This is a genomic window from Herbiconiux daphne (genome assembly GCF_024979295.1).
Lineage (GTDB): Bacteria > Actinomycetota > Actinomycetes > Actinomycetales > Microbacteriaceae > Herbiconiux > Herbiconiux daphnes.
Genome location: NZ_JANLCJ010000014.1, coordinates 1 through 12,074, shown reverse-complemented (window position 1 = coordinate 12,074; position 12,074 = coordinate 1). Strand labels below are relative to the sequence as shown.

10 protein-coding genes are annotated in these 12,074 nt (G+C 68.9%); 2 read left to right on the top strand and 8 right to left on the bottom strand.

The genetic code is table 11. From position 1 onward, the window contains the following. Positions 1 to 170: 170 nt before the first annotated feature. Positions 171 to 965 carry a DeoR/GlpR family DNA-binding transcription regulator gene (locus N1032_RS21295; protein ID WP_259542156.1) on the bottom strand — a complete coding sequence of 265 codons (795 nt, stop codon included), beginning with the start codon at positions 963 to 965 and terminating at the stop codon, positions 171 to 173. Positions 966 to 1,055: 90 nt separating this feature from the next. Here N1032_RS21295 and galT point away from each other — a divergent pair, with 90 nt between their 5' ends. Next, entirely contained in the window at positions 1,056 to 2,306 is a 1,251-nt protein-coding gene (galT, locus tag N1032_RS21290) for a galactose-1-phosphate uridylyltransferase (RefSeq protein WP_259542155.1), read from the top strand. Then, entirely contained in the window at positions 2,306 to 3,481 is a 1,176-nt protein-coding gene (gene galK, locus N1032_RS21285) for a galactokinase (protein ID WP_259542153.1), read from the top strand. The genes galT and galK overlap by 1 nt, the downstream gene beginning before the upstream one ends. A 158-nt stretch (positions 3,482 to 3,639) precedes the next feature. Here the strand turns inward: galK and N1032_RS21280 are convergent, their stop codons facing one another. The 7 genes from N1032_RS21280 to N1032_RS21250 form a co-directional block, all read right to left on the bottom strand. Further along, a complete protein-coding gene (locus N1032_RS21280) occupies positions 3,640 to 4,470 on the bottom strand; it encodes a CPBP family intramembrane glutamic endopeptidase (protein ID WP_259542152.1) in 831 nt (276 codons plus the stop codon). Between the two features lie 250 nt (positions 4,471 to 4,720). Next, positions 4,721 to 6,289 carry an ATP-binding cassette domain-containing protein gene (locus tag N1032_RS21275; protein ID WP_259542150.1) on the bottom strand — a complete coding sequence of 523 codons (1,569 nt, stop codon included), beginning with the start codon at positions 6,287 to 6,289 and terminating at the stop codon, positions 4,721 to 4,723. A gap of 108 nt (positions 6,290 to 6,397) precedes the next feature. After that, entirely contained in the window at positions 6,398 to 7,639 is a 1,242-nt protein-coding gene (mmsB, locus tag N1032_RS21270; RefSeq protein ID WP_259542148.1) for a multiple monosaccharide ABC transporter permease, read from the bottom strand. Between the two features lie 33 nt (positions 7,640 to 7,672). Beyond that, positions 7,673 to 9,220: a multiple monosaccharide ABC transporter ATP-binding protein gene (gene mmsA, locus N1032_RS21265; protein ID WP_259542147.1), complete on the bottom strand. Its 1,548-nt coding sequence runs from the start codon at positions 9,218 to 9,220 to the stop codon at positions 7,673 to 7,675. Positions 9,221 to 9,342: 122 nt separating this feature from the next. Next, a complete protein-coding gene (chvE, locus tag N1032_RS21260) occupies positions 9,343 to 10,470 on the bottom strand; it encodes a multiple monosaccharide ABC transporter substrate-binding protein (RefSeq protein ID WP_259542145.1) in 1,128 nt (375 codons plus the stop codon). 59 nt (positions 10,471 to 10,529) lie between these two features. Continuing rightward, complete coding sequence (locus N1032_RS21255) at positions 10,530 to 11,231, bottom strand: L-ribulose-5-phosphate 4-epimerase (protein ID WP_259542143.1); 702 nt, start codon at positions 11,229 to 11,231, stop codon at positions 10,530 to 10,532. After that, a complete protein-coding gene (locus tag N1032_RS21250; protein ID WP_259542142.1) occupies positions 11,228 to 11,377 on the bottom strand; it encodes a hypothetical protein in 150 nt (49 codons plus the stop codon). The genes N1032_RS21255 and N1032_RS21250 overlap by 4 nt, the downstream gene beginning before the upstream one ends. Between the last annotated feature and the right edge of the window lie 697 nt (positions 11,378 to 12,074).

Sequence of the window (12,074 nt, the reverse complement as noted above, 5' to 3'; positions counted from 1 at the left end):
AACAGCAGCAACGCCAACCGAATGGCGACCACGACGGTGGAACGGCAAGACTCACGCACCTCGGACAGCGGCGAGTGTGGCTCGCACCTCCACCCGTTCCCCCGAGTAGGTCGATGCTAGTGAGTATTCCTCTCTTTAAGCAAACCTCCGATGGCGTGCTGTGGAATTCGTCAGACCTGCACCACCTCGATGCCGCGCTTCTCGAACGACGCCCGCACCGCGTCGTCGACGGCGGAGGTGACGAGGGTCGCGAACTCGTCGATCGCGCCGATGCGACCGAGGTCGACGCGGCCGATCTTCGACGAGTCGGCCACGATGACGGCGCGGTCGGCCGAGAGCAGCATCGCGCGCTTCAGCTCGGTCTCGGCGAGGTTGACGTTCGTCACCCCGCCCTCCGGATGCACGCCGGTGCACCCGAGAAACGCGAGGTCGACATGCAGGTCGTCGAGCACCTTCGACGCGAACGGCGCCACGAGGGAATGCTGCAGGGGCCGCAGGGTGCCGCCGGTCACGACCACCGTGAACCGCGGGATGGCCGGCTCGAGCGCGAGCGCCGTGGTGAGGCTGTTGGTGACGATCACGATGTCGTCGAGGTCGGCTCGCTCGACCAGCGCGGCGGCGATGGCCGCGGGTGTGGTGCCGACATCCAGGATGACGCTGCTGCCGCTCGTGACGAGGGCGGCGGCCGCGGCGCCGATGCGGCGCTTCTCGTCGGCCGAGGTGGCGAGCGCTTCTTCGAAGGGCTCCTCGCGGCGGGCGGTGACGCCGCGCAGCACGGCGCCACCGTGCACGCGGTCGATCGGGCTGTGCCGCTCGATCGCGTCGAGATCGGAGCGCACCGTCACCTCTGACACCCCGAACTCGCGGCTGAGGTCGGCGACCCGCACGAAGCCCGTCTCTTCGACCCGGGCCAGGATGCGCTCGCGACGCACGGCGGCCGGCAGCTGCTCGAAATCGTTCGGCATGCGTGGAGTTTCGGTTACTTCGCTTTGCTTGTCAATACCAAAGCGAAGGTCGGCTTGACTTGTGTAATCGAAAGTGGCTTACTCGTGGGTGTGAATCAGCAATCCCCGGCGTCGGCGACTTCCGACGGCATCGTGCTCTCCAACGGCATCACCAAGCGGGTGCACCACCTCTCCGACGGTCGCGAACTCATCTACTTCGACGACGCCGACTCCACTCTTCCGCCCGAGCGGGCTCCGGATGCGCGGCCGCCCGCCCCGCGCCCCGCGGTCGCCACCATGCGGCAAGACCCGCTGACCGGCGAATGGGTGTCGATCGCCTCGGCGCGGCAGAACCGCGTGATGCTGCCGCCCAAGCACCTCGATCCGCTGGCGCCGTCGACGCCCGAGAACCTCACCGAGGTGCCGAGCAACTACGACGTCGCGGTGTTCGAGAACAAGTCGCCGTCGTTCGGCCCCGCGTTCGCGGCCGTGACGGGCGATGCCGGCGCAGCCGGCGAGGCGGGCGTGAGCGGCGAGGCCGGCGTGACCGGCGACGACGCCGCTGCCGCGGCATCCGTCACCGACGCCGCCACGCTCAACGAGCTCGCGCGCATCGGCCTCGGCCGCACCCGCCCCTCGATCGGGCGCTGCGAGGTCGTGTGCTTCAGCCCGTCGACCGACGGATCGTTCGCGACCCTCTCGCCGTCGCGCGCTCGCACCGTGGTGGAGGCCTGGGCCGACCGCACGGCCGCGCTGTCGGCGATGCCGGGCGTCGAGCAGGTGTTCCCGTTCGAGAACCGGGGCGAGGCCATCGGGGTCACGCTGCACCACCCGCACGGGCAGATCTACGCCTACCCCTACATCACGCCGCGCACGCAGAAGCTGATCGCGTCGATCGAGAGCTATGGGCCGACGCTGTTCGCCGACATCCTGGCATTCGAAGAGCAGTCCGATCGCGTGATCGTGCGCACCGAGTTCTTCACCGCGTTCGTGCCGTTCGCTGCGCGCTGGCCGCTCGAGATCCATCTGCTGCCGCACCGGCACGTGCCCGACTTCGCCGGGCTCACCGGCGAGGAGCGCGACGACCTCGCGCTGGTCTACCGCCGCATCCTGCGGGCCGTCGACGCCATCTACGACACGCCGACGCCCTACATCGCGGCGTGGCACCAGGCGCCGACGCACGCGCACCGCGACGACATCCGGCTGATGCTGCAGATCACGTCGCCGCGCCGGGCGGTCGACAAGCTCAAATTCCTGGCGGGCTCGGAGTCGGCCATGGGAGCATTCATCGGCGACGTCTTGCCGGAAACCAGTGCCGCGCTGCTGCGCGACGCCCTCGCACGATCGGATTCGAACGACTAGTGACCACCAACACCGCTCTCACCTCTGCCGCTCTCGACGGCTTCAGCGAGCGCTTCGGCACCACCGCCGACTCGCTCTGGTCGGCGCCCGGGCGCGTGAACCTCATCGGTGAGCACACCGACTACAACGACGGCTTCGTGCTGCCGTTCGCCATCGACCGCCGCACCGTGATGGCCGTTCGGCGGCGTGACGACCGGGTCATCCGCATCGCGACGACGTTCGCTCCGGATGCCGTCACCGCCGACATCGACGACATCTCGCCCTCCGCGGTCAGCGGTTGGTCGGCCTACCCGCTCGGCATGGTGTGGGGCGCGCGTGAGTTCGGCGCAGTGCTCGACGGGGCATTCGGGTTCGACGCCTCTCTCGTCTCCGACATCCCGGTCGGGGCCGGGCTGTCGTCGTCGGCGGCGCTCGAGAGCGTCTTCGGGCTCGCGATCAACGAGCTCTGGGGCCTGGGCTTCGACCGCCAGACCCTCGCCCGCATCGGGCAGTTCAACGAGAACCAGGTCGTCGGTGCGCCGACGGGCATCATGGACCAGTCGGCATCGCTGCTCGGCGAGGCCGACTCGGTCGTGCTGCTCGACTGCCGGTCGCTGGATGCGTCGGTGATTCCGCTCGGGCTCTCCGACGCCGACCTCGTGATCGCGGTCATCGACACCCGCGTCACCCACGAGCACGCCACCGGCGGCTATGCCGCGCGCCGCGCCTCGTGCGAGCTGGGCGCCCGGCTGCTCGGAGTGACGTCGCTGCGCGACCTCACGGTCGACGACCTGCCCCGCGCCGCGCGCGAGCTCGACGACGAGACCTTCCGCCGCGTGCGGCACATCATCACCGAGAACGTGCGCGTGCTCGATACCGTGCGAGCGCTCCGCGACCACGGTGCGACCGCGATCGGCCCGCTGCTCGACGCGTCGCACGTGTCGATGCGCGACGACTTCGAGATCTCGGTGTCCGAGCTCGACCTCGCGGTGTCGACCGCGCAAGCCCACGGCGCGATCGGTGCCCGCATGACGGGCGGCGGCTTCGGTGGCTCGGCGATCGCGGTCATCGCGGCATCGCGCGTGCCGGCGCTGCGCGAGGCGGTCGACGCGGCGTTCGCCGAGGCCGGGTTCGAGCATCCGGACGTGTTCGTCGTGACGCCCACGGTCGGCGCGGTGCGGGAGCCGCTGGGCTGAGGGGCGCGCCGCGGGCGGGGACGGCGGCCGCGTGGGCGGCCGCGCTGCTGCTGCCGCCGCAACCGCTGCCAAAGAGGCGGCGTTCGCGAAACTCGGGTGCAAGCATCCGGATGCCTTCGTCGTCACCGCAGCGTCGGCGCGGTGCGTGCGCCGGGCCGTCAGCCCAGGGTCGGAGCGCTGGGGGTCGTGGCGAGCAGGTCGAGCACCGCGACCGAGAGGTTGAACACGGCGTGGGTCGTGATCGACGGCCCGAGTCGCCCCGTGAGCAGTGCGAGCGCGCCGAGCACGAGCCCCACCACGAGCAGCGTGATGAGCCGCGACACGGCGGCCGCCGAATCGGGCACGCCGTCGAGGTGGAACGCCACGAACAGCAACGCCGACCCTGCCACCGCGAGCACGCCGGCGGTGGCGCGGCGGTTGCGCGGAGCATCCGGAGCCGGCTGCGGATCGTAGTCGCGCGCGCGTGAGCGGCTCGGACCGCCGAGCACGGCGTTGTGGATCGAGCGCAGCACGAGTCCGCGGAAGAACAGCTCCTCCACCACGGGGGTGACCACGGATGCCGCCACCACCGCGGTGAGCACGAACCACACCGGGTCGGCGCCCACGCCACCCGCGAACGGAGTGGCGGGCGCGCCGGCTGCCAGGCGGGTCAGTTCGGCGATGCCCACCGCCGCGAACCGCAACAGGATGCCGCCGAGCACGCCGATGGCGACGTCGAGTGCCCGGAACCGCAGCCCGAAATCGGCGCTCAGGCTCCCCCGGCCACGCCACCGCGACGCGACGATCACCGCGGCCAGGATCGGCAGCCACCCCACCACAACCTGATCGATCACGAACCGCAGCTGCGGTTGTGCGGCGACGGCCGGAACCCGCGCGAGCTCTTGGGCGGCGGCCGACAGCAGCAGGAACGCCACGATCCCCGCCACCACGTCGACGAGCCCCCACCGCGGGTAGGCGGCCCGCGTCGTTCTGGGAGTCGCCGAGGTCACGTCCCCACGCTAGCCTGTCGCGCCCCGCCCGCCCGTGCACGGGCGCTCCGGCCCGCGCCTCGCCCCCCGAGAAGTCAATATCCGGCCCAACGCTGGTCATGTGCAACACATCTCGACATCTCGGCGGTGGTGGCTCGTTGCCAGTCACGCCCCTCAGCCCCGAGAAGTCAAGAACCGCCACAAAACGCGAGCATCTGCAACGGATTGTGACTTCTCGCGGCGACGGGGGCAACGGGGCGCCGCGGGAGCGTCAGAGCGGGGCGATGAGGGCCGCCACGGCGGCGGGGGGCGTGCCGCGCGGCACGGTGCCGGTGACGCGGCCCTGCGCCATGGTGACCACGCGGTCGCAGACGCCGAGCAGTTCGTCGAGGTCGGTCGAGACGATCACCACGCCCTTGCCGGCGGCGGTGATGCCCTCGAGGCCGGCGTAGAACTCGGTGCGCTCGGCGTCCGTGGCTCCGGCGGTGGGTTCGCCGAGCATGAGCACGAGCCGCTCCGAGGCCGCGAACTCCTTCACCAGACCCCGGATGCGCGCCCCCGCGTCACCCTCCCGACTGACCGATCGAACCGCGCCGAGCACCTTGCTGCCCCAGCCCTCGCTCGGCCGCAGGTCGCTGTTGCGGTCGACGAGCCCGGCGGCGGCGAGCGTCGACAGCCTCGAGGCCGACACCGGCATCGCGACCCCGCCGACGAACCGCACCCGGTAGCGCGGAGTGTCGGTTCCCGCATAGAACAAGCCACTCGCGATGGCCTTCTCGACGGTGGAGGTGTCGACGGGCGAGCCCTCGATGAGCACCGTGCCCGCGGCATCCGTGCCCGCCGATCGCCCGTACACGCTCAGCAGGAACGCCTCGGCATTCGACCGCTGCAACCCCGCGATGCCCACCACCTCGCCGGCCGCCACCACGAGGCTCGCGTCGTCGACGAGCAGCGAGGTGCGGTCGATCGGGTCGCGGGCGGTCCACCCGGCGATGCGCAGCAGCTCCCGGCTGGGGTCGGGCACGCTGGCCCGCACCGGGTAGATGCGCCGCGGCGGGCGATCGACCAGTTCGTCGAGCACGCGGTCGTGAACGGATGCCGCCGCCGCAGCCGACCCGTTCCACGAAGCGCTCTCGTGCCGCCCCGCGACCTCCCCGTCGCGAACGACCACGATCTCGTCGGCGTATCCCATCGCCTGGCGCGGCTTCTGCGTGAGCACGAGCACGGCGACGCCGCGATCGGCGAAGTCCCGCAGCACGGCGAAGAGCCGCTCGGACTCGGCGTCGGTGAGGTCGGCGGTGGGCTCGTCGAGCAGCACGAGCTCGGCGTTGCGGGCGACGGCTCGCGCCAGTTCGACCAGAAGCCGATCGATTTCGCTGAGCGCCCGGGCCACCTCGGTCACCGAGACCTGGCTGCCGACGGCGAGCAGGTCGGCGGCGGCATCCGCTCGCGTGCGCTTCCAGTCGATGCCGAGCGAGAACGGGCCGAGGCGCGACTTGCGCTCCATGCCGAGGTAGATGTTCTCGGCCACGTCGAGGGTGGGCGCCAGACCGCGGCGCCGATCGATGAGCGCGTAGGTGGAGGGGTTGCCCGGGCCGGCGCCGACCAAGCCCGCGTCGCCGCCTGACGCGGTGCCGACCAAGCCCCCGGCGGCCGCCGCACCCGACACACCCACCGCCCCTGCCCCGGCATGCGCCCGCACCCCCGCGGTCACGGCCGCCACCACGGCGTCGAGCCCCGATCCGTTCTCGCCGCACAGCGCGATCACCGCACCCCGCCGCGCGACCACCTCGTCGCCACTCGCGAGCGCGAATCGCATCTCGCCGCCACTCACGCTCATCGCTCCATCACCCCTCCACGCTAGGCCCAGATGCACCACGAGCCGTCACTCTGCGCCCCGAAACAACGAAGAGGGCGCACAGTGACGGCTCGAGAGGAGCGCCGAAGGCTAGCGGCCGCCGGAGCGCCGCTTGTTGTAGACGTCGAAGGCCACGGCGAGCAGCAGCACGAGACCCTTGACTGCCTGCTGCCACTCGATGCCGATGCCGAGGATCGACATGCCGTTGTTGAGCACACCGATGATCAGACCACCGATGATCGCGCCGCCGATGGTGCCGACACCACCCTGCACCGCCGCGCCACCGATGAACGCCGCCGAGATGGCCTCGAGCTCGAAGCCGTCACCGGCCTTCGGGCCGGCGAGGTTCAGTCGCGCCGTGAAGATGAGGCCTGCGAGCGCCGCCAGGAAGCCCATGTTGACGAACAGCCAGAAGGTCACGTTGCGCGTCTTGATGCCCGAGAGCTCGGCCGCGTGCAGGTTGCCGCCGATCGCGTAGATGTGCCGGCCGAAGGTCGAGCGGTTCATGATGATGCCGTAGATCAGCACGAGTACGGCCAGCACGATGAGCGTGACCGGAATGCCCTTGTAGCTCGCGAGCGCGAACGCGAACAGCCCGATCGCCACGGTGACCAGCACGAGCTTGGTGAGGAACCAGGCAAACGGCTCGACCTCTTGCCCGTAGCTCTGGCGCGCCTTGCGGGTGCGGAACTGCTGCACGAACAGGGCGATGATGGCGATGGCCGCGATACCGAGGGTCAGCGGGTCGAGTTCGAACTCGCCGAACAGGTCGGTGAGGAAGCCGTTGCCGAGCGCGCGGTACTCCGCGGGGAACGAGCCGATGTTCGCGTTGCCCAGCACGACCAGCGCCAGGCCTCGGAATATCAGCATGCCGGCCAGCGTCACGATGAACGCCGGTATGCCCACGAAGGCGATCCAGAAGCCCTGCCAGACTCCCACCAGGGCGCCCACGAGCAGCGACAGGATGATCGAGAGCCACCACGGCAGCCCCCACTGAACGGCGAACACGCCCGAGACGGCGCCGACGAACGCGGCGACCGATCCCACCGACAGGTCGATGTGACCGGCGATGATGACCATCACCATACCGATGGCCAGAACGAGGATGTAGCCGTTCTGCACGATCAGGTTCGAGATGTTCTGCGGCCGCAGCAGGATGCCGTTGGTCAGGATGCTGAACAGCACCACCACGACGATGAGGGCGATGAAGATGCCGTTCTTGCCGAGGTCGCCCAGGATGTGGCTGAGCCTCTCGGTGAACTTGTTCTCCACCGGGTTGACTTGCGCGCCCGCGGCAGTCGTGTCGGACGGCTTGGTTTCCAGGTCAGACATAGTGGTTGTTTCTCCTCTCCGGTAGCGCGGGCGCTAGCGGGGCTTTTCCATGGTCATGAGTTTGAGAAGGGATTCGGGGGTGGCTTCTTCGATCGGCAGCTCACCGGTGATGCGCCCCTCGGAGAGGGCGTAGATGCGGTCGCAGATGCCGAGCAGCTCGGGCAGCTCCGACGAGATGACGACGATGCCCTTCCCGGCCGCGGCCAGCTTGTTGATGATGCTGTAGATCTCGTACTTCGCGCCGACGTCGATGCCCCGGGTGGGCTCGTCGAGGATGAGCACGTCGGGGTCGGAGTAGATCCACTTCGACAGCACGACCTTCTGCTGGTTGCCGCCCGAGAGCTTTCCGGTCTTCGACAGCACGCTCGGAGCCTTGATGTTCATGCTCTTGCGGTATTCGTTGGCGACCTGGAACTCCTTGCCGTCGTCGACGATGCCGAATCGCTCCAGCTTGTCGAGTGCCGCCATCGAGATGTTGCGCTTGATGTCGTCGATGAGGTTGAGGCCGTAGGTCTTGCGGTCTTCGGTGGCGTAGGCGAGGCCGTTCTCGATGGCCTCGGAGACCGTGCGGGTCTTCACCTCTTTGCCGTCGATGAACACCCGGCCCGAGATCTTCGACCCGTAGGTGCGGCCGAACAGGCTCATTGCGAACTCGGTGCGTCCGGCGCCCATGAGGCCGGCGATGCCGACGATCTCGCCGCGGCGCACGGTGATGTTCACGTTGTCGACCATCACGCGGGTCGGGTCTTGCGGGTGGTGCGCGGTCCAGTCCTCGACCCGCAGGATCTCGTCGCCGATGTGCGGCGTGTGATCGGGATAGCGGTGCTCGAGGTCGCGACCGACCATGTCTTTGATGATGCGTTCTTCGGTGACATCCGTCTTGGCGATGGTCTCGATGGTCTTGCCGTCGCGGATGACGGTGACCGAGTCGGCGACCTTCTTGATCTCGTTCAGCTTGTGGCTGATGATGATCGACGTGATGCCCTGCTCCTTGAGGTGCAGGATGAGGTTCAGCAGGTGGTCGCTGTCTTCGTCGTTGAGGGCCGCGGTCGGCTCGTCGAGGATGAGCAGCTTCACGCGCTTCGAGAGCGCCTTCGCGATCTCGACCAGCTGCTGCTTGCCCACGCCGATGTCGCGCACCTTGGTGGTGGGGTTCTCTTTCAGGCCCACCCGGGCGAGCAGCTTGGCGGCTTCGTGGTTGGTCTTGTTCCAGTCGATCAGCCCGAGCGCGCCCTTCTGCTCGTTGTTCAAGAAGATGTTCTCGGCGATCGACAGGTAGGGGCTAAGCGCGAGCTCCTGGTGGATGATCACGATGCCCTTCGCCTCCGAGTCACGGATGTCGCGGAACTGCACGACCTCGTTCTCGAACACGATGTCGCCGTCATAGGTGCCGTAGGGGTAGACCCCCGAGAGCACCTTCATGAGGGTCGACTTGCCGGCACCGTTCTCGCCGCAGATGGCATGGACCTCACCGCGCTGCACGTCGACGGTCACGTTCTGAAGGGCTTTCACGCCCGGAAATGTCTTCGTGATGCCCTGCATCTCGAGGATGTTCGTTCTCGCCTGGATGTCATCCGTCATGTGCGAATCCCTGCTCTGCTTCCTTGCCGGTGGCTGTACTGTACTCGCCGGTCGAACCGAGGGCATCCGCCCGGGCCCGCGATCTCTCGCGAACCCGGGCGGATGCTTCGGAACGGGGCTGGCTAGCCCTTGATCTCGTCTTCGGTCCAGTAGCCGGAGTCGACCAGGACCTCGTTGATGTTGTCCTTCACCACGATCTGCGACTCGAGCAGGTAGGAAGGAACGACCTTCACACCGTTGTCGTAGTCGGTGGTGTTGTTGACCTCGGGCTCTTCGCCGTTCAGCAGCGCGGTGGCCATCTCGACAGCGACCTTCGCGAGGTTGCGGGTGTCCTTGAAGATGGTGGCGTACTGCTCGCCGGAGTCGATCGCCTTGACCGAGTCGAGCTCGGCGTCCTGGCCCGAGATGACGGGCCATTCGGCACCGACGGTGTAGCCGGCGTCGGTGAGGGCCGAGATGATGCCGCGCGAGATGCCGTCATAGGGCGACAGCACCGCGTTGACCTTCGAGCCGTCGGAGTAGGTCGACGTCAGGATGTTCTCCATGCGCTTCTGAGCGGTCTCGCCGTCCCAGCGGAGCGTCGCAGCCTGCTCGAAGTCCTCCTGGCCGCTCTTCACGACAAGGGTGCCCTTGTCGATGTAGGGCTGGAGGGTGTCGATCGCGCCATCCCAGAAGAAGGTCGCGTTGTTGTCGTCGGGGCTACCGGCGAACAGTTCGATGTTGAACGGGCCGGCAGGGGCGCCGTCGACGGCAGCACCGTCGAGGTCGACCAGGCCGAGGCCGTTGAGCACCGAGTTGGCCTGCTGCACGCCGACCTTGTAGTTGTCGAACGACGCGTAGTAGTCGACGTTCTCGGTGTCGCGGATGAGTCGGTCGTAGGCGATGACGGGGATGTCGTTGTCTGCGGCCTCCTGCAGAACGCTCGTCAGGGTGGTGCCGTCGATCGAGGCGACGATCAGGGCCTTGGCGCCCTTGGTGATCATGTTCTCGATCTGCGAGACCTGGGTGGGGATGTCGTCTTCGGCGTACTGGAGGTCGACGGTGAACCCGGCGTCTTCCAGCTGCGACTTGACGGCGTCGCCGTCTTGGATCCAGCGCTCCGACGACTTGGTCGGCATCGCGACGCCGATCAGGCCGCCGTCTCCGCCGCCCGAGCTGTCTCCGGAACCGCTTCCTCCGCTGGAGCAGGCGGCCAGGCTGACCATCAGGGCACCCGCGGCGACTCCCGCGAGCAGTGTCTTGATCTTCACTGTGTTTCCTTTCGTGTGTTTGGTGAGGGACTTCTTTGTCTGCTGAGTCAAGGGGAACGTCAGGGGGCGCTCTCGAGGGCGCGATCTTCGTGAGCCCGGGCGTAGCGGGCGTCCAGCGCGTCCTGCGCGATGGGCAGCGGATCGCCGAGCTGGCGGGCCAGGTGCACGGCGCGGGCGGCGTCTTCGACGAGCACGGCCGCCTCGACCGCGGAGCGAGCATCCGGACCGATCGTGAACGGCCCGTGGTTCTGCATCAGCACCGCCGGCGAGCGGTGGCCCTTCAGCGTCTCGACGATGCCGCGGCCGATCGAGTCGTCGCCGATGATGGCGAACGGGCCGACCGGGATCTCGCCGCCGAACTCGGCGGCCATCGCGGTCGTGACGCACGGGATCGCTTCGCCACGCGCCGCCCAGGCCACGGCGTAGGGCGAGTGGGTGTGCACGACGCCGCCGACCTCGGGCATGTTGCGGTAGACGTAGGCGTGCGCCGCGGTGTCGCTCGACGGCAGGCGGGCGGCGCCGGGCGTGCCCTGCACCACCGTGCCGGCGAGGTCGCAGAGGATCATGTTCTCGGGGCCGAGCTGCTCGTAGGAGACGCCGCTGGGCTTGATGACGAAGAGGTCGGCGCCAGGCACGCGGCCGGAGATGTTGCCGCCCGTCCACACCACGAGGCCGTAGCGGGTGAGCTCGGCGTGCAGGTTGGCGATCTCGGCGCGGAGTCGTGCGATGCCCACTTCGAGCTCTGGTCCGAAGCCGCTCATGCTGCGGCCTCCGCGGTGGTGCGGGTGGCGGTGGTGGCGCGGGTGGCGGTGTCCGCGGGGTCGGCAGGCGCCGTGCTCGGGGTGCAGCGCCGGCATGAGCCTGGCACCGCCCCGAGTGACCGGGCTGCATCGAACCGCACAATCACGCTAGGGACTCCTTCGTCTGGGTGTGACCGTTCACATCGTGGTGCATGTGAACGGTCACATCGGTTCATCATGTTAGCCCCTGACCCGATTCCCGTGTCAAGCCGAGAATTGTCTCGGTTCGGTAACCCCGCCGTTGCGCCTGCGCGGCGGCACCCCTGCGCCGCCCCCCGCACCGCCCCCGAGAAGCCACTTTTCGGCCCAAAGCAGCCGCGCTAAGGGCTAATAGTGACTTCTCGCGAGGCCGGGCTGGGCAGTGGTCGGGCGGGGACGCGAGAACCACCGCCCGGCACGAGCACACCATGCATCCCCCGCCCCGCGAGAAGTCAGAATCCGCGCCAAAACCCCACCGTTCAGACCGAGAAGTGACTTCTCGCGGGGTGGGGTCGGAATGGGATGGGGTGCGTGGACGGGGCCGGGGCGCGGCAACCACCGCCCGCCGCGAGACATCCGGCAACCACGCCGCGAGAAGTCACAATCCGCCCCAAAACAACTGCCGGTAGACCGAAAAGTGACTTCTCGCCGAGGTGGGGTGGGAGTGGGTCAGGCGCGGGGCGGGGCGGTCGAGCGGCGCACGACGAGGGTGGGGATGACGGATGTCGCGACCGCAGCGTCGGCGGGGGCGGGCGCGGCGCCGCGCGCAGCTTGCGGGACGGGGGCGGCGCCACGCGCGGCTTGCGGGACGGGCGCGGCGGCGCG